Origin of the sequence: Georgenia sp. SUBG003, assembly GCF_000715355.2 — a bacterium.
Lineage (GTDB): Bacteria > Actinomycetota > Actinomycetes > Actinomycetales > Actinomycetaceae > Georgenia.
Map to the genome: position 1 here is coordinate 1,841,644 of NZ_CP180204.1, position 17,957 is coordinate 1,859,600.

At 73.0% G+C, this 17,957-nt stretch carries 12 protein-coding genes and 4 pseudogenes; 11 read left to right on the top strand and 5 right to left on the bottom strand.

What is annotated here, in order from left to right; translation table 11 throughout:
- The first annotated feature begins 98 nt into the window (after positions 1–98).
- The 7 genes and pseudogenes from dnaN (at position 99) to pstB (ending at position 10,285) form a co-directional block, all read left to right on the top strand.
- A complete protein-coding gene (dnaN, locus tag DA06_RS09100; protein ID WP_043499280.1) occupies positions 99–1,229 on the top strand; it encodes a DNA polymerase III subunit beta in 1,131 nt (376 codons plus the stop codon).
- A gap of 95 nt (positions 1,230–1,324) precedes the next feature.
- A pseudogene (gene gnd, locus DA06_RS09105) lies at positions 1,325–2,335 on the top strand (phosphogluconate dehydrogenase (NAD(+)-dependent, decarboxylating)); the annotation flags it as partial.
- Between the two features lie 34 nt (positions 2,336–2,369).
- The gene (gene recF / locus DA06_RS09110; RefSeq protein WP_043499281.1) at positions 2,370–3,599 is read left to right on the top strand and encodes a DNA replication/repair protein RecF; all 1,230 of its coding nucleotides are present in this window, start codon (positions 2,370–2,372) and stop codon (positions 3,597–3,599) included.
- A complete protein-coding gene (locus tag DA06_RS09115; RefSeq protein WP_418607481.1) occupies positions 3,592–4,254 on the top strand; it encodes a DUF721 domain-containing protein in 663 nt (220 codons plus the stop codon). The genes recF and DA06_RS09115 overlap by 8 nt, the downstream gene beginning before the upstream one ends.
- 343 nt (positions 4,255–4,597) lie before the next feature.
- Entirely contained in the window at positions 4,598–6,601 is a 2,004-nt protein-coding gene (gene gyrB / locus DA06_RS09120; RefSeq protein WP_043499287.1) for a DNA topoisomerase (ATP-hydrolyzing) subunit B, read from the top strand.
- A gap of 102 nt (positions 6,602–6,703) precedes the next feature.
- The gene (gene gyrA, locus DA06_RS09125; RefSeq protein ID WP_043499288.1) at positions 6,704–9,367 is read left to right on the top strand and encodes a DNA gyrase subunit A; all 2,664 of its coding nucleotides are present in this window, start codon (positions 6,704–6,706) and stop codon (positions 9,365–9,367) included.
- A 137-nt stretch (positions 9,368–9,504) separates the two neighbouring features.
- Positions 9,505–10,285: pseudogene (pstB, locus tag DA06_RS09130) on the top strand (phosphate ABC transporter ATP-binding protein PstB).
- Positions 10,286–10,472: 187 nt separating this feature from the next.
- Here the strand turns inward: pstB and DA06_RS09135 are convergent.
- The 4 genes from DA06_RS09135 to DA06_RS09150 all read right to left on the bottom strand — a co-directional run bounded on the left by DA06_RS09135 (position 10,473) and on the right by DA06_RS09150 (position 13,844).
- Complete coding sequence (locus DA06_RS09135) at positions 10,473–10,904, bottom strand: septum formation family protein (protein ID WP_043499293.1); 432 nt, start codon at positions 10,902–10,904, stop codon at positions 10,473–10,475.
- An 88-nt stretch (positions 10,905–10,992) separates the two neighbouring features.
- Positions 10,993–11,994 (bottom strand): inorganic phosphate transporter, encoded by a 1,002-nt coding sequence (locus DA06_RS09140; RefSeq protein WP_043499295.1) that lies wholly within the window; start codon positions 11,992–11,994, stop codon positions 10,993–10,995.
- Between the two features lie 5 nt (positions 11,995–11,999).
- Complete coding sequence (locus tag DA06_RS09145; protein WP_043499296.1) at positions 12,000–12,620, bottom strand: DUF47 domain-containing protein; 621 nt, start codon at positions 12,618–12,620, stop codon at positions 12,000–12,002.
- A 459-nt stretch (positions 12,621–13,079) separates the two neighbouring features.
- Positions 13,080–13,844 (bottom strand): response regulator transcription factor, encoded by a 765-nt coding sequence (locus DA06_RS09150; RefSeq protein WP_052436558.1) that lies wholly within the window; start codon positions 13,842–13,844, stop codon positions 13,080–13,082.
- A gap of 154 nt (positions 13,845–13,998) precedes the next feature.
- Between DA06_RS09150 and DA06_RS09155 the strand changes: the two genes are divergently transcribed.
- From DA06_RS09155 to DA06_RS09170, 4 genes and pseudogenes are all read left to right on the top strand, one after another.
- Entirely contained in the window at positions 13,999–14,721 is a 723-nt protein-coding gene (locus DA06_RS09155) for a hypothetical protein (protein WP_043499298.1), read from the top strand.
- Between the two features lie 26 nt (positions 14,722–14,747).
- On the top strand, positions 14,748–15,365 hold the full coding sequence (locus DA06_RS09160; RefSeq protein ID WP_043499300.1) for an FABP family protein: 618 nt from the start codon (positions 14,748–14,750) through the stop codon (positions 15,363–15,365).
- 1 nt (position 15,366) lies between these two features.
- Positions 15,367–16,565 (top strand): annotated as a pseudogene (locus tag DA06_RS09165) (YgfZ/GcvT domain-containing protein).
- Positions 16,562–17,224, top strand: coding sequence for an FUSC family protein (locus tag DA06_RS09170; RefSeq protein ID WP_418607483.1), 663 nt, complete (start codon positions 16,562–16,564; stop codon positions 17,222–17,224). The pseudogene DA06_RS09165 and the gene DA06_RS09170 overlap by 4 nt, the downstream one beginning before the upstream one ends.
- A 110-nt stretch (positions 17,225–17,334) precedes the next feature.
- Here DA06_RS09170 and DA06_RS09175 read toward each other — a convergent pair.
- Positions 17,335–17,901, bottom strand: a pseudogene (locus DA06_RS09175) (MFS transporter); the annotation flags it as partial.
- Positions 17,902–17,957 lie beyond the last annotated feature (56 nt).

A 17,957-nucleotide genomic window follows, 5' to 3' on the forward strand; every position in this document is an offset into this window, starting at 1 on the left:
GGTTTGTCATTCGGCTACCGGGCCGTTGATCCGGTCGCGTAGGGTGGCCCTGCGCTACGTGCGCCCGCAGGCGGTACATCGAGAGAAGGTCATCCATCGTGAAGTTCAGGGTCGAGCGTGACGTCCTGGCCGAGGCTGTCACCTGGACGGCACGCTCCCTCCCCACCCGGCCACCGGTCCCCGTCCTCGCCGGTGTGCGCCTCGAGGCCGACGCCGACGGGACGCTGACCCTCTCGAGCTTCGACTACGAGGTCTCCGCCCGCTCCGAGGTGCCGGCCGACGTGGAGTCGGCAGGCGTGGTGCTCGTCTCCGGCCGGCTGCTCGCCGACATCTGCAAGGCGCTGCCCGCCAAGCCGGTGGACGTGGACCTCGACGGCTCGAAGGTGGTCCTCACCTGCGGCGCGTCCCGCTTCACCCTCCTCACGATGCCGGTGGACGACTACCCGGCGCTGCCCGGGATGCCGGACGTGAGCGGAAGCATCGAGGCCGGCGTGCTGACCGAGGCAGTCGCCCAGGTCACGATCGCCGCGAGCCGCGACGAGACACTCCCGCTGCTGACGGGCGTGCGCATGGAGATCGAGGGCGAGAAGGTCACCCTCCTGGCCACGGACCGGTACCGCCTCGCCCTGCGCGAGCTGACCTGGCACCCCGCCTCGCCGTCGATCAGCTCCGCGGCGCTGGTCCGCGCCCGCACGCTCTCCGACGTCGCGAAGTCGATGACCAGCGCCGGTTCCGTCGACGTGGCCCTGGCCACCGAGGGGCCTGCGGCGCTGATCGGGTTCGAGGCCGGCGGCCGCCGCACGACGTCGCTGCTCGTCGAGGGTGACTACCCGCCGGTGCGACGCCTCTTCCCGGAGTCGACCACGACCCACGCCGTGGTCGGCACGCACGTGCTCGTCGAGGCCGCCCGGCGCGTCAGCCTCGTGGCCGAGCGCAACACCCCGATCCGCCTGACCTTCACCGAGGGGCAGGTGGTCCTCGAGGCCGGGCAGGGCGACGACGCGCAGGCGTCCGAGGCGCTCGAGGCGACGCTGACCGGCGAGCCGATCACCACCGCCTTCAACCCCCACTACCTCCTCGACGGGCTCGGCGCCCTGACCACCCCGTTCGTGCGGATGTCCTTCACCCACCCTTCCAAGCCCGCGGTCATGACCGGCCAGGGCTCGCTCGAGGGCGACGACGACCCGGAGTTCCGCTACCTGCTCATGCCGATCCGGTTCGCCGGCTGAGCCACGCCGGGCCAGACTGGCCCCGGACGAAGCAGTTCCACGCCGCCGTCCGGCGGTGAGGGACGGGCACAGCGAGGCGACACCCGGAGGGAGCCGAGATGCACATCGGAATGGTTGGCCTGGGCCGGATGGGCGGCAACATGGCCGAACGCCTGCGAGCCGCCGGCATCGAGGTGACCGGCTACGACGCCAACCCCGAGAACACCGAGGTCGCCACGCTCGCCGAACTGGCGGCGGCGCTCCCGCGACCTCGCCGGGTCGTGTGGGTCATGGTCCCCGCCGGCCCACCGACGGCGGCCGTGCTGGAGGAGCTCGCCGGCGTCCTCGAGGAGGGCGACATCGTCGTCGAGGGCGGCAACTCCCACTTCGAGGAGGACCGCGAGAACGGCGAGACCCTGGCCGGCCGCGGGATCGGCTACGTCGACGTCGGCGTCTCGGGCGGAATCTGGGGGCGCGAGCTCGGCTACGGGCTCATGGCCGGGGGCGCGGACGAGGACATCGAGCACCTCATGCCGGTCTTCGACGCGCTGCGCCCCGAGGGTCCGCGCGGGGAGGGTTTCGTCCACGCGGGGCCCATCGGCGCCGGCCACTACGCCAAGATGGTGCACAACGGCATCGAGTACGGCCTCATGCAGGCCTACGCCGAGGGGTACCAGCTCCTCGAGGCCCGCGACGATCTGATTCCCGACGTCGGGGCGGTCTTCGGCGCGTGGCGCCGGGGCACCGTCGTGCGGTCGTGGCTCCTGGACCTCATGGTCAAGGCCGTCGAGGAGGACCCGGGCCTGGACGACATCTCCGGGTGGGTCGACGACTCCGGCGAGGGGCGCTGGACCATCATCGAGGCCATCGACGCGGCCGTGCCGGTGCCGGTGATCTCCTCGGCGCTGTTCGCGCGGTTCTCGTCGCGCCAGCCCAACTCGCCCGCCATGCGCGCGGTCGCCGCCCTGCGCAAGCAGTTCGGCGGGCACGCCGTCCATACGGCGGACGACGGCGCCGCGAAGGTCGCGACCCCGCCCGGGGCGGCCGCCGAGACGGGCTCGGTGGTCGGTTCCGGATCCGCCAGGCCCGGGGCCGGGTCCGCGGCGGCACCCAGGACCAGCGAGTAGGGACACCACGAGTCGAGGAAGGAGCAGGGCGAGGATGTACGTCTCCGACCTCGCCCTGAACGACTTCCGCTCCTACCGCGAGGTCGTGCTCGCGCTCGAGCCCGGGGTGACCGCCTTCGTCGGTCAGAACGGGCAGGGCAAGACCAACCTGGTGGAGTCGGTCGCGTACCTCTCGACGTTCTCCAGCCACCGGGTCGCCGCCGACGCCGCCCTCGTGCGCCAGGGCACGGGCGGCGCGGTGGTGCGTGCCAAAGTCTTCCACGGCGACCGCCCCACGCTGGTCGAGCTGGAGATCGTCGCCGGCAGGGCGAACCGGGCCCGCCTCAACCGGGCTCCCGCCCGCACCCGCGACGTCCTCGGGGTGGTGCGTACCGTCGTGTTCGCGCCCGAGGACCTCGAGCTGGTCAAGGGAGACCCGGGCGTGCGCCGGCGGTTCCTCGACGAGCTCACCGTCCTCATCACCCCGCGTCTGGCCGGCGTGCGGGCGGAGTACGACAAGGTGCTGCGCCAGCGCGGCGCCCTGCTGAAGTCGGCTGGCGCAGCCCGCCGCCGCGGGACCCGGGTCGACCTGTCCACACTGGACGTGTGGGACGCCCAGCTGGCCCGGGCCGGTGCGCAGCTCGTCACCGCCCGCACCCGCCTCGTCAGGCTGCTGCGGCCCCACGTCGCGGCCGCGTACGAGCAGGTCAGCGCCGGCCAGGGCGAGGCGCGGATCGACTACCGGTCCAGCGTCGACGTCGTCGACGAGGTCCCCGACCCCGCCGCGGAGGAGCTCACCGACGGCGGAGCGGCCGGTGAGGCCGCCCGGGGCGCGGTCGAGGCCCGGGAGGAGGCGCTCCTCGACACCGACGCCGTCACCACCCGGCTCGTCGAGGCCATGGGACGACTCCGCGACAAGGAGATCGACCGCGGCGCGAACCTCGTCGGCCCGCACCGCGACGACGTCGTCCTCTCCCTCGGCACCCTCCCGGCCAAGGGCTACGCCAGCCACGGAGAGTCCTGGTCCTACGCCCTCGCGCTGCGCCTGGCCTCCTACGAGGTGCTGCGCGCCGACGACACCTCCCCGTGGGGCCGCGACGGCGAGCCTGTGCTGATCCTCGACGACGTCTTCGCCGAGCTCGACGCGCGCCGCCGCGAGCGGCTCGCCGGGATGGTGGCCGGCGCCCAGCAGGTGCTCATCACCGCCGCCGTGCCCGACGACGTCCCCGCCTCCCTCGCCGGCGCGCGCTTCACCGTCCACCAGGGTGAGGTGACACGTGGCTGAGCACCAGGGGCCCGAGGGACGCAGCACCGAGCGGGACGAGCCGTCCAGGGAGATCTCCGGGCAGCCGGACCGGACCGGTCCCGAGGAAGCGGAGGACCGCGACGCCGTCGCCCGCCTCGCGCTCGAGCGCGCCCGGGAGGCGGCACGCGGAAAGGGCTTCTACCGGGCCCCCGCGCCACGCCGTCGCCGGGGGACGACGGCGGAACCCGCGGCCGACCAGACGGACGACGCTCCGGCCCCGGGGTCCTGGAGACCCGGGCCCGGCCTCGGCTACGGCATCAGTGGGCCCGGGCCCTCCCGCCGCGATCCCCAGGCGCTCGGCGGCATCGCCGCCCGGCTCTTCACCCAGCGCGGCTGGAGCGCTCCCCTCAGCGTGGGCGGCGTCGTCGGCCGCTGGCGCGAGGTGGTCGGGGACCAGATCGCGGAGCACTGCCAGGTCGAGACCTTCGAGGAGGGCGCCCTGGTGCTGCGGACCACCTCGACCGCCTGGGCGACACAGGTGCGTCTCCTCCTGCCCCAGCTGGAACGGAGGCTGGCGGAGGAGGTCGGAGAGGGGACGGTCACCTCGATCACGGTGCTCGGTCCCGGCGGGCCGAGCTGGAAGCGCGGGCGGCGGTCCGTGCCCGGGCGCGGACCGCGCGACACCTACGGCTGACGGTCGCGCGCCGGCCTCCGCCCGCGCGTCGCGACGCCCTCCGACCGACGTTCGCGGCGCCGATGTCCACCTGTGGACAAGGGTTGTGGATATTCGGGTTTTCGGCCTGTTCGCTGTAGAATCGAGCGACCCACCCGTACGGCGCGAACCCCGCGTCCAGGGGATCAAGCGGTAGCCCCGTGCCCGGCCCCAGCGCCGGGCGTCTGGTGCGCTGCCCGCGAGACGAGGAGAGCCTGCGACTGTGGCTGACCACCGTGCTGACGCTGCCGAAGACCTGGCCACCGAGAACCTGCCCCCGGCAGGGACGGCACCCGAGGCACCGTCGGCCCCCAGCCCCGGCACCGTGCCCGTGACCCAGGAGTACGGCGCAGGCAACATCACCGTTCTCGAGGGCCTCGAGGCCGTGCGCAAGCGCCCGGGCATGTACATCGGCTCCACCGGCGAGCGCGGCCTGCACCACCTCGTGTACGAGGTGGTCGACAACTCGGTCGACGAGGCGCTCGCCGGCTACTGCGACCACATCGGGGTGACCCTCCTCGACGACGGCGGGGTCCGGGTGGTCGACAACGGCCGCGGCATCCCGGTCGACCTGCACCCCACCGAGGGCAAGCCGGCGGTCGAGGTCGTGCTCACCGTCCTGCACGCGGGCGGCAAGTTCGGCGGGGGCGGGTACGCCGTCTCCGGCGGGCTGCACGGCGTTGGCGTCTCCGTGGTCAACGCCCTGTCGCACCGTCTCCAGGTGGAGGTCAAGCGCCAGGGCTTCGCCTGGCGGATGGGCTTCGTCGACGGGGTCCCCACCGGCCCCCTCGTCAAGGGCGATCCCACCGAGGACACCGGCACCACGGTGACCTTCTGGGCCAACGGCGACATCTTCGAGACCACCGAGTACAGCTTCGAGACCCTGCGGGCGCGGTTCCAGCAGATGGCGTTCCTCAACAAGGGGCTGCGCATCACCCTCACCGACGAGCGCTCGGGCGTCACCGACTCCGGCGACGAGATCACGGGTGACGACGCCGGCGCGCACGACGACGCCCGGACCGGCCACCGCGAGGTGTCGTACATGTACGAGGGCGGGCTGCGCGACTACGTCAAGCACCTCAACTCGACCAAGAAGGTCGACCTAGTGCACCCGGAGATCATCTCCCTCGAGGCTGAGGAACAGGACAGGCGCATCTCGGTGGAGATCGCGATGCAGTGGACCTCGGGGTACTCCGAGGCCGTCCACACCTACGCCAACACCATCAACACCACCGAGGGCGGCACCCACGAGGAGGGCTTCCGCGCGGCGCTGACCACGCTGATGAACAAGTACGCCCGGGAGAAGGGCCTGCTGAAGGAGAAGGACGACAACCTCACGGGTGACGACATCCGCGAGGGCCTGACCGCCGTCATCTCCGTCAAGCTGGGCGAGCCGCAGTTCGAGGGCCAGACCAAGACCAAGCTCGGCAACACCGAGGCACGCACCTTCGTCCAGAGCCAGCTCTACAACCACCTGGGCGACTGGCTCGGCAGCCACCCGAACGAGGCGAAGGAGATCTTCCGCAAGTCGCAGCAGGCCGCCGCCGCGCGCATGGCGGCCCGCAAGGCCCGTGAGGCGACGAGGCGCAAGGGGCTGCTCGAGTCCGCGTCGATGCCGGGCAAGCTCAAGGACTGCTCCAGCCGGGACGCCCGCGTCTCCGAGATCTTCATCGTCGAGGGCGACTCCGCCGGCGGCTCGGCGGTCCAGGGCCGCGACCCCGAGACCCAGGCGATCCTGCCGCTGCGCGGGAAGATCCTCAACGTCGAGAAGGCACGGCTCGACCGGGCCCTGGGGAACCAGGAGATCCAGGCCCTCATCACCGCCTTCGGCACCGGCATCGGCGAGGACTTCGACGTCGAGAAGCTGCGGTACTGGAAGATCGTGCTCATGGCCGACGCCGACGTCGACGGCCAGCACATCACGACGCTGCTGCTCACCCTGCTGTTCCGCTACATGCGGCCGCTGGTGGAGAACGGGCACGTCTACCTGGCCCAGCCGCCCCTGTACCGACTGAAGTGGTCCAACGCCGCGCACCAGTACGTCTACTCCGACAAGGAGAAGGACGCCTTCCTCGCCGAGGGGGCCCGCGCCGGCAAGCGGCTGCCGAAGGAGAGCGGCATCCAGCGCTACAAGGGTCTGGGCGAGATGAACGACCAGGAGCTCTGGGACACCACCATGAACCCCGACACCCGGACGCTGCGCCAGGTCACCATCGACGACGCGGCGGCCGCGGACGAGATGTTCTCCATCCTCATGGGCGAGGACGTCGAGTCCCGCCGGGGGTTCATCCAGCGCAACGCCCACGACGTGCGTTTCCTGGACATCTAGGCACCGTAGAAGTACCCGGACCACTCGCGGCGCACCGGCCGCGGCCTCCAGACGAGAAGGACACCCGTGACCCAGCCACCCGAGGACCAGGGACCCACCGAGCTGCCGGAGGGCACCGAGGACCCGGCGGTCGCCGTGCGCGACCACGTCGAGCAGGTGGACCTGCAGCTCGAGATGCAGCGCTCCTACCTGGACTACGCGATGTCGGTCATCGTCTCGCGCGCGCTGCCGGACGTGCGTGACGGCCTGAAGCCGGTGCACCGCCGCGTGCTGTACGCGATGTACGACGGCGGCTACCGCCCCGACTCGAGCTTCTCGAAGTGCTCGCGCGTCGTGGGCGAGGTCATGGGGCAGTACCACCCCCACGGCGACTCGGCGATCTACGACGCGCTCGTGCGCCTCGTCCAGCCGTGGTCCATGCGCTACCCCCTGGTGGCCGGCCAGGGGAACTTCGGCTCCCCGGGAGACCTCGGGGCCGCGGCACCGCGGTACACCGAGTGCAAGATGGCGCCGATGGCCATGGAGATGGTCCGGGACATCGACGCCGAGACCGTCGACTTCGTCGACAACTACGACGGCCGCAACCAGGAGCCGTCCGTCCTGCCGGCCCGGTTCCCCAACCTCCTCGTCAACGGCTCCGAGGGCATCGCCGTCGGGATGGCGACCCGCATCCCGCCGCACAACCTGCGCGAGGTCGCCGACGGCGTCAGGTGGTTCCTCGAGCACCCCGAGGCCACCAAGGAGGAGCTCCTCGGCGAGCTCATGCTGCGGGTCAAGGGTCCCGACTTCCCCACCGGCGCCACGATCCTGGGCCGGCGCGGCATCGAGGAGATGTACCGCACCGGCCGCGGCTCGATCACCCAGCGTGCGGTGGTCGAGGTCCAGGAGATCCAGGGCCGGCAGTGCCTGGTGGTCACCGAGCTGCCGTACCAGGTCAACCCCGACCGGCTTTCCCAGAAGATCGTCGACGGCGTCAAGGACGGCCGGATCACCGGCGTCGCGGACATCCGCGACGAGTCTTCGGGCCGCAACGGCCAGAGGCTCGTCATCGTCCTCAAGCGCGACGCCGTCGCGAAGGTCGTGCTGAACAACCTCTACAAGCACACCCAGCTGCAGGACAACTTCCCGGCCAACATGCTCGCCCTGGTCGACGGCGTGCCCCGCACCCTGAGCCTGGACGGCTTCGTCCGGCACTGGGTCAACCACCAGATCGACGTCGTCGTCCGCCGCACCCGCTTCCTGCTGCGCAAGGCCGAGGAGCGCATCCACATCCTGCGGGCGTTGCTGAAGGCCCTCGACGCCCTCGACGAGGTCATCGCCCTCATCCGCCGCTCGCCCACCGTGGAGGAGGCGCGCACCGGCCTGATGGAGCTGCTCGACATCGACGAGATCCAGGCCGAGGCCATCCTCACGATGCAGCTGCGCCGCCTGGCCGCCCTTGAGCGCCAGAAGATCCTCGACCAGTACCAGGAGGAGGAGGCGAAGATCCGCAACTTCAAGGCGATCCTCGCGTCCCCCGAGCGCCAGCGCCAGATCGTCGGCGAGGAGCTCACCACCATCGTCGACAAGTACGGCGACGAGCGGCGCACCACGATCGTGCCCTTCGACGGCGAGATGTCCATCGAGGACCTCATCCCCGAGGAGGAGGTCGTCGTCACCATCACGCGCAGCGGCTACGCCAAGCGCACCCGGACCGACAACTACCGCTCGCAGCGGCGCGGCGGGAAGGGCGTGCGCGGGGCGCAGCTGCGCGAGGACGACATCGTCGAGCACTTCGGTGTCACGACGACGCACCACTGGCTGCTGTTCTTCACCAACCTCGGCCGTGTCTACCGCGCCAAGGGGTACGAGCTGCCCGAGGGCGGCCGCGACTCCAGGGGCCAGCACGTGGCCAACCTGCTCGCGTTCCAGCCGGGCGAGACCATCGCCCAGGTGGTGGCGCTGAGGGACTACGACCAGGCCCAGTACCTCGTCCTGGCCACCCAGCGCGGGCTGGTGAAGAAGACCCGCCTGCAGGAGTACAACACCAACCGCTCCGGCGGCGTCATCGGCATCAACCTGCGCGAGGACGCCGAGGGCAACCCCGACCGCGTCATCGCCGCGCGCCTGGTCGACCCGGAGGACGACCTGCTCCTCGTGTCCCGCAAGGGGCAGTCGCTGCGCTTCACCGCCACGGACGAGGCGCTGCGGCCCATGGGCCGTGCGACCTCCGGCGTGACGGGGATGAAGTTCCGCGCGGGCGACGAGCTCCTCGCCATGGACGTGCTGCGCGAGTCGTACGAGGACCCCGCCCTGCTGGTCGTCACCGAGGGCGGGTTCGCCAAGCGCACCGCCGTGTCGGAGTACCGGGTGCAGGGACGCGGCGGCCTGGGCATCAAGGTCGCCAACCTCGTCGAGGCCCGCGGGGACCTCGTCGGTGCGCTGCTGACCGGCCCCGACGACGAGGTCCTGGTGATCATGGAGAGCGGCAAGGTCGTCCGCTCCGCCGTCAACGAGATCAACCTGACCGGCCGGAACACCCAGGGCGTCACCTTCGCCCGGCCCGACAAGGGCGACCGGATCATCGCCGTCGCCCGCAACGTCCAGCGGGAGGTCGACGCCCAGGTCGGCGTCGAGGGCACCCCGGTGAGCGGGGAGACCGCGGCGTCCGGCGACAGCGCGGAGTCCGGCGACACCGCCGCGACCGGGTCGACGCCGGAGGAGACCGAGGCGGTAGCGTCGTCCCCTGAGGACGCCGCCGAAGGCAGTGACGGAGGAGACGCATGAGCAGCACCACTCCCGGCAGGCCGGGCGGCAGCCCGCCGCCCCCGCCGCCCGGCGACGACTACTCGCGCACGCAGACGTTGCGCCGCAGCGTCGGCCCGCCCCCACGAGCCGCCCCGCCAGCCCCGGAAGGAACGCCCATGTCTAAGCGCATCGACGTCAAGGATCTCAACGTCTACTACGGGGACTTCCTCGCGGTCGAGGGCGTCAGCATGACGATCGAGCCCCGCTCCGTCACCGCGCTCATCGGGCCCTCCGGCTGCGGCAAGTCGACGTTCCTGCGCACGCTGAACCGCATGCACGAGGTCATCCCGGGCGCCCGCGTCGAGGGTGAGGCCCTCATGGACGGGCAGAACCTCTACGGTTCCGGCGTCGACCCGGTGCAGGTGCGCCGGCAGGTCGGCATGGTCTTCCAGCGGCCCAACCCCTTCCCCACGATGTCCATCGCGGACAACGTCCTCGCAGGGGTGCGGCTCAACAACAACCGCATCCGGAAGTCGGAGGCGGACGACCTGGTCGAGCAGTCGCTGCGTGGCGCGAACCTCTGGAACGAGGTCAAGGACCGCCTCCACCGGCCGGGTTCGTCGCTCTCCGGCGGTCAGCAGCAGCGCCTGTGCATCGCCCGTGCGATCGCCGTCAAGCCGCAGGTGCTGCTGATGGACGAGCCGTGCTCGGCCCTGGACCCGATCTCGACCCTGGCCATCGAGGACCTCATGGCGGAGCTGAAGGACGAGTACACCATCGTCATCGTGACCCACAACATGCAGCAGGCGGCCCGCGTCTCCGACCGCACCGGCTTCTTCAACATCGCCGGCACCGGCAAGCCGGGACACCTCATCGAGATGGACGCGACCGAGAAGATGTTCTCCTCCCCCGTCGGTCAAGGCGACCGAGGACTACATCTCCGGTCGCTTCGGGTGAGCCGGGGGCGCCTGACGACGACGGAGCCCGGCCGTGCGGCCGGGCTCCGTCCGTGTCCGGGGCCGGGTCCGTCAGCCCGGCCGGTCCGGGGCGCCGCGTCCCTCTGCCCGGGAACTGCCGCTCAGGTTGTCCGGGAAGGGTCGCTCAGGCTGTCCGGGACGCCGCGGCGCTCTCCCGGGACGGCCGCTCAGCGGGCCGCACCGCGCAGCGACTCGCTGACGGGCTCGTCGGAGAGAAGGATGCACAAGGAGGTGCGGTCGTCGGCGCTGTCCCAGCCCTCCTCCGTGGGGGAGAGCGTGGAGAAGTAGATCTTCGACTCGGCGTAGGGCACACCCACGAAGTCCTCGAACTCCGCCGTGCACTCCTCCTGTGCCTGCTTCTCCACGGCGGCACGCCCGGGGTAGTCGCCGTCCGCGTGCTCGACCGAGGCGAATACCTCGGCGTTGTGCGGCTCGGAGCACTCCTTGGTCTGGACCGAGGCCACCTCGTCGCCCTTCAGCTCGTCCTGGTCGAGGCAGTCGCCCACCGCGAGGTCGACCACCTCGGCCCCGCCGCCGCACGCACCGAGCGGCAGCAGGGCGCACATGGCGACGATCGCGGTCAGGGTGCGCGCACGCATCAAGCTGCTCCTCGGGTTCCGGCTGTCGCGGCGTGATTACGCTAACGCGGGACCACCGCGGTGGGTACCTGAGGCGCGTGCGCCGGGCTCAGGGGAGCAGCGGCCCGGCCAGCAGGTACAGGCCGGCGGCGACCGCCGCCGAGGAGGGGATCGTGAGCACCCAGGCGACGGCGATGTTGCCCGCGACCCCCCAGCGCACCGCGGAGAGCCGCCGCGTGGCGCCGGCGCCCATGATCGCGGAGGTGATGGCGTGCGTCGTCGAGATCGGCGCGTGGAAACCTAACGCCGAGACGTAGGAGAGGGCGGCGGCCACGGACTCGGCGACGAAGCCGCGGGCGGGGTCCAGCTCGATGACGCGCCGGCCGAGCGTGCGGATGATGCGCCAGCCGCCCGCGTAGGTCCCCAGGGCGATGGTCCCCGCAGCCGCGAGCTTGACCCACAGCGGGATCCGGGACCCCTCGTGCAGGCCGCCGGCCACGAGGGCGAGCACGATCACGCCCATGGTCTTCTGGGCGTCCTGCAGCCCGTGCCCGAGCGCCATCGCGGAGGCGGAGATGGTCTGCGCCAGCCGGAACCGGCGCTGCGTGGGCAGGTACGGGCGTGACCGCACCGCCCACAGCGTGCCCACCATCGCGGCGTAGGCCAGGGCGAAGCCCAGCAACGGCGAGAGCACCATCGGCAGCGCCACCAGCAGGCCGACGACCTCCCAGTGAACGGTGGCCGCCGAGGCGAGGCCCGCCCCGAGCAGCCCGCCGATCAGGGCGTGCGAGGACGAGGTCGGCAGGCCGAGCCACCACGTGAGGAGATTCCACGCGATGGCGCCGAGCAGCCCGGCCAGGACGACGCCGAGGCCGTGCTCGCCCGCGGGCGGGGTGATGATGCCCGAGCCGATCGTCTCGGCCACCCCGGTGCCCAGGAGCGCCCCGACGAGGTTCATGGTGGCGGCGAGGGCCACGGCGACACCGGGGGTGAGCGCGCGGGTGGAGACAGAGGTGGCGATGGCGTTGGCGGCGTCGTGGAAGCCGTTCGTGAAGTCGAAGACGAGGGCGACCGCCACGACCACCACCACCAGCAGGAGGACGACGTCCACGCCGCTCAGGACTCCTTGAGCGCGATGCTCTCGACGCTGTTCGCGAGCCGCTCGAAGGCGTCCGCGCCCTCCTCGAGCGCGTCGAGCACCCCCTTGACCTTGATCACCGTGATGGGGTCTTCCTCGTGCTCGAACAGCTCCGCGACCAGGCGCCGGTAGGCCCGGTCCGCCTGACGCTCGAGATGGTCGACCTCGACCCAGTAGTCACGCAGGTCGGTCATCGTGCGCAGCCGCGGCACGGCGTCAGCCGTCACGGTGGCGCACCTGCGGAGCACGGCGACGAGGTCCCCCACGCCGGTCGGGAGGACGCCCACCTTGTACAGCACCATGAGGTCGCCGGCCTCGTCGATGGCGTCCATGCAGTCGTCGATGCCGGTCGCCAGGGAGTACATGTCGTCCCGGTCGAAGGGCGTGACGAAGGTCTGGTTGAGCCGGCCGAGGAAGTCCCGGGTGCTCTCGTCCGCGTCGTGCTCCACCTGGTGCAGCTGCTCGGCCAGGCGCACCCGCTGGGTGCGGTCCGCGCCGAGCATGCGCGCGAGAAGGTCGGTCCCGCGCACGAGATGCCCTGCACTGGTGGCCAGCAGGTCGAAGAAGGCGCCGTCCTGGGGGGTGAGGCGGAATCGCACCGAGACTCCCGGGTGACGTGGACATGACCGCCGGGTGAACCGGCGGGCACCAATCTAGAGCCAGGAGCGACCGGCGTCCGCATCGGTGAGGCGTGGTGAGACTCACGCGGTGGCGACCGACGAGGCGAGGCAACGACGGAGCGACGACGGCGGAGTCGCGTCGCTGCGCCCGCCGCCCGCGGCGGACCGCGGGGGATTGAGGACGCCGGGCCGGAGAGCGCCAGTCGGCGCGAAGGCCGCTCGTGGCGGCTTGTGTTGGAGCCCGGGGCTTTCGCGACCCGACGTCGCGCCCCACTCTACGGCAGGGGTTCCCCGCCCGCGCAACCGCAGGGGAGCCCTTCGGACGACCCGGCGGTGAAGCCCCTGGCCAGGGCGCCAGGCTCCCCCAGGGTCACCCGCGATCGGCGCGTCCGGAAGGACGGCGGGCCGCCGGCTCCGGACTGCCGACGGTCCAGGTCCTCAGCGGCCGGGAGCCCGCGTGGTCGCGGCGGCACGGCGGGCGGCGGGTTCGCCGTCGTCCGGGTCGGGCGGGTCGACGACGGTGTCCCGCCCTCGCGGGTCGAACCGGTAGCCGACGTTGCGCACGGTGCCGATCAGCTGGTCGTGCTCGCTGCCGAGCTTGGCGCGCAGGCGACGGACGTGGACGTCCACGGTCCGCGTGCCGCCGAAGTAGTCGTAGCCCCAGACCTCCTGGAGCAGCTGCGCGCGGGAGAGCACGCGCCCGGGGTTCTGCGCGAGATGCCTCAGCAGCTCGAACTCCTTGTACGTCAGGTCCAGCGCCCGGCCCCGGACCCGGGCGGTGTAGGCGGAGGCGTCGATCACGAGGTCGCCGGCCTCCACCCGCTCGGGCGAGCCCTGCTCCCGTGGAGCAGGGTCCTCCGTCTCGGCGATCATCCGCAGCCGGGCCTCCACCTCCGCGGGCCCGGCGCTCGCCACCACGACGTCCGCGGCTCCCCAGCTGCGCGAGACGGCGGTGAACCCGCCCTCGGCCAGGACGAGGAGCACGGGCGGGGCGGCCATCGGCCCGCTGAGGGTCCGGCACAGCGCCCGGGCGCCCACGAGGTCCGTCCGGGCGTCCAGCAGCACGGCCGCCACGCCCTCCTGCTCGACGAGCGCGGAGGGGGTCATCGGCGCCACACGCACTCGATGTGCGAGGAGGGTGAGGGCGGGCAGCACACGGGCCGCACCGTCCGGTTCGGCGGTGAGCATCACCAGTTCCGCCACAGGTTCCCTCCTCACGGGTGAGGACACTGTAACGGCGCGGCGGGGGTGCCCCGCGCGGACGCCCACGGTCCATCTGCAAGAATCGCCGGGTGATGACCGCCGCCCCGTACCGTCCGGGCGGCGAGCCGACCCCACCCGGCGGGGCCGACCTGTGATGGGCGCCTCCACCCGGGCCGCGCTCAGCGCGCTCGGCGCCGCGACGGTCGCCGTTTCCGGGTATCTCTCCCAGGACGTCCTCACGGGCGTCGTGCTCGCCCTCGGGCTCGTCTTCGCCGCCGGGTGGCCGCGGCTGCTCTCCCTGCCCACCGTGCGCGGCGGCAGCCTGGTGATCGCGCTGACGGCGCTCGCCGCCGTCGTCGTCGTGCGGCTCGCCGCTCTGAGTGACATCGCCCTCGTCATGGGCCTGGCGGTGGTGGCCGCCTTCGTCCACCAGATGCTGCGCCGCGACGGTCGGCCCCGGCTCGTCGAGTCGGTGGCCGGCGTGGTCTCGGGCGCCGTCGTGGTGGCGTCGGCCGCGGGCTGGCTCGCCGTCGAGGGCGGGACGGTGACCGCGGAGCTGGTCGTCACGGCCGCGGCCGCCATCGCGGCGGCGGCCGCCGTCACCGCCGTGCGCGCGCCGACGCGCCTGGTGGCCGTCCTGGCGACCGTCGCCGGGGGAGGCGTCGGCCTGCTGACCGGCTCCCTGCTCGACGGCGTCGGGCCGGTGCCCGGGCTCCTCGTCGGCCTCGCCGCCGGGATCCTCACGGCCGCGCTGCACATCCTCTTCGGGCGCTTCCCCGCCTCCCGCCGTGTGCGCCCCGCGCTCGCCGCGGGGCTGCTGCTGGTGCTCGCCTCCGGGGTGCCGGTCTACCTGGTCAGCCGCCTGCTCAGCGCGTGAGCGCCCTGGACGACTAGCCTGGCCGCATGCCGTTCCAGCTCCCAGACGACCTCGCCCCCGAGTGCTACCCGCTCGCCTGGCTCCTCGGCTCGTGGCGCGGCTTCGGCATGCTCGGGTACCCCGGCGTGCCGGAGACCCCCTTCGTGCAGGAGGTCGTGTTCGACCACGACGGCGGCCCCTACCTGCGGTCGACGTCGACCATCCACCTCGCCGACCCCGAGGCGTCCGGCCCCATCGCCCGGGAGATGACCGGGCACGAGGGGGCGGCCGCGCTCGTCCCCGGCCAGCTGTGGTCCACCGAGACGTCCTACTGGCGCCCCGTCCCCGGCGAGGTGCCCACCCCGCCGGCGCAGGGGAACGGCGCCCGGACGGGTGCCGGTGCCCCCGCGCCCGGGCCGACCGACCTCGAGGTGCTGGTGGCCGACCCCGCCGGCCAGATCTCCGTCTACGTCGGTGCCGTGCGCGGCCCGCGGATCGAGCTGTCCACGGACGCCGTGGTGCGCACCGCCACCGCCGCGGAGATGACCGGGGCGACGCGCATGTACGGGCTCGTCCAGCGCGACCTCATGTGGGCGATGGACCTCGCGGCCTTCGGGCACGAGCTCCAGTCGTACGCGTCGGGGCGCCTGAGCCGGGAGGAGTGAGATGACCGCCACGGACAACCCCGGCACCGCGGGTGGCTCTGCGGCCGGCGCCGCCGCGGAGGACGCCGCCTACCGCAGCCCCCTGCTCTCCCGCCCCGGCGCCGTGGCCGGCTCCGGGCCCGACGCGGGGGTCGCCCTCCACTACGGCGACCCGGTGCACGAGCAGCGCGCACTGGCCCGCGGCGAGGGGATCGTCGACCTCTCCCACCTCGGCGTGGTCACGGTCGCCGGCCCCGACCGGACCAGCTGGCTCAACACCCTCAGCTCCCAGCTGCTCGTCGGCCTCGAGGCCGGGGCCTCCACCGAGCTCCTCCTCCTGGACGTCAACGGCCACGTCCTCCACGCTCCGGCGGTCCAGGACGACGGCGAGCGCACCTGGCTCGTCACCGAGGCGGCCGACGCCGGGTCCCTGGCCGCGTTCCTCGACTCCATGCGGTTCATGCTCCGCGTCGAGGTCGCCCGGCGCGACGACGTCGCTGTGGTGGGCACCGCCGCCGGCGGCTGGACGACGGTGGCGGAGCACGCCGCCCACCTGCTGACGTGGCAGGACCCGTGGCCGCGGACGGCGCCCGGGTCGACCCACTACGGCCCGCCCCGACGCCGAGCATCCCGGCATCGAGATCCACCGCGCGCTCTCCCTCGTCCGCCGTGACGAGCTGGCCGCCGTCGTGGACGCCTTCTGCGCCCCGACGGCGGGGCGGGCCACCCGCCGGCGTCGTCCCGCCGGGACGTGGGCCTGGGAGGCGCTGCGCGTCGAGGCCTGGCGCCCCCGGCTCGCCCGCGAGGTCGACGAGCGCACCGATCCCCCACGAGCTCGACTGGCTGCGCACGGGCGTCCACCTGAGCAAGGGCTGCTACCGCGGGCAGGAGACGGTCGCCCGCGTGGTCAACCTCGGCCGCCCGCCGCGCCGCCTCGTCATGCTGCACCTGGACGGCTCCGAGCACGTGCTGCCCGGCCCCGGCGACGACGTGACGCACGGCGAGAAGGTCGTGGGGCGCCTGACCACCGTGGTCCGGCACGAGGAGCTCGGACCGGTCGCCCTCGCCGTCGTCAAGCGCAACGTCCCAGCCGACGCGATCCTGGCCGCCGGCGGCGTCGCGGCGGCACAGGAGATCGTCGTCGGGACCGACGGCGTGACCGACGTCCGGCCCGCCGAGCGCCCCGGGGCCGGCCTGCGCCGGCGCGACCTGCGCGGATGAGCCCGGGCCCCGGGAGGGCCGCCAGGCTCGTCGCGGCCGCCGTCGGGCGCGGCACGGACGTGCGGCGCTGGCGCGTCCTGCTGCGGGTCCAGGCGCGGCAGGGGTCGCGCCGCGTCCGCGACGCCTTCGTCCCGGTGCTGACGGCGGCACTCGCCGCGGGTCTCGCATACCTGGTCTCCGCGTCGCTGCTGGGGCACCAGCTGCCGCTGTTCGCCGGGGTCGCGGCGTGGGTCTGCCTGGGCTTCAACCCCGACCGTCAGCTCCGCCGGGTCGCCGAGATGGGCGCCGGCGTGACGCTGGGGGTCGGGCTCGGGGAGATCTTCGCGCTCCTGTTCGGCTCCGGACCCGTGCAGGTCGCCGCGGTGCTGCTGATCTCCGCGCTCACCGCCCGGTTCCTCGACGGCGGGCAGCTGTTCACCACCCAGGCGGGCGTGCAGTCGATCGTCGTCGTGGCGATGCCGGCCGCGATGTTCACCGACGGCGCGGTCGGGCGCTGGTCCGACGCGCTCGTCGGTGCCGCGCTCGCGCTGCTGGTGGCCGCCCTGCTGCCCGGGGACGTCGTGCGCCGTCCCCGCCGGATGGGCCAGGCGGTGATCGGCGAGCTCGCGACCATGCTCGGGACCCTCGCCCGCCCCCGAAGCTGGACCAGCCGTGCGTGAACGCCGAGACGGAGGGCGGCCCGGTAGGCCGGGTGCGCGAGCGCCTCGCCGAGCCGCATCGCCGGCTGCTGCACGGCGCCTGCCGGCGGGCGCAGGGCGGACGGCCGGAGGAACACCGCGACCACCGCGACGGCGACCAGCAACGAGGCGGCGTACACGAGGAACGGCACGCGCAGGCCCGCCTCGCCGAGCAGGCCGCCGACCAGCGGCCCGCCGACGTTGCCCATGAGGAACGCGGTGCCGTAGGCGGAGGCGGCCCGTCCTCGCGCCGTCGGCGGTGCGAGACGGACGATCAGGCCCATCGCCGAGACGGTGAACATCGTCGACCCGATGCCGCCCAGGCCCCGGAAGACCAGCAGCTGCGCGTAGTTCTGCGCGAACGCGGTGGCCGCCGTCGAACCTGCCACGACCAGCAGTCCGGCGAGGTGGACCGGGCGCTCGCCGAGCCGGCCGATGAGCCGACCGCCCACGGGGGCGAAGGTCAGCCGGAAGAACGCGAAGACGCTGACCACCACCGAGGCGGCGGTCACGCCGACGTCGAAGCTGCGGGCGAACTGCGGCAGCACCGGGGCGACGATGCCGTAGCCCATCGCGATGACGAAGGCGGCGGAGACGAGAACCCAGATCTCACGGGGCAGGGGCACGGGACGCGATTCAGGCATGGCGGAGGTGATCATCGCACCCGCGCGGGCACGCCTCCGCACCCAGGCCGCTCTGCGCCGTGTGACGTCCG

Excerpts from the sequence above, each read along its gene's own strand:
- recF (WP_043499281.1), top strand. The coding sequence starts at position 2,370 with ATGTACGTCTCCGACCTCGCCCTGAACGACTTCCGCTCCTACCGCGAG.
- DA06_RS09135 (WP_043499293.1), bottom strand. The coding sequence starts at position 10,904 with ATGCGTGCGCGCACCCTGACCGCGATCGTCGCCATGTGCGCCCTGCTG.
- DA06_RS09155 (WP_043499298.1), top strand. The coding sequence starts at position 13,999 with ATGGGCGCCTCCACCCGGGCCGCGCTCAGCGCGCTCGGCGCCGCGACG.
- DA06_RS09160 (WP_043499300.1), top strand. The coding sequence starts at position 14,748 with ATGCCGTTCCAGCTCCCAGACGACCTCGCCCCCGAGTGCTACCCGCTC.
- DA06_RS09170 (WP_418607483.1), top strand. The coding sequence starts at position 16,562 with ATGAGCCCGGGCCCCGGGAGGGCCGCCAGGCTCGTCGCGGCCGCCGTC.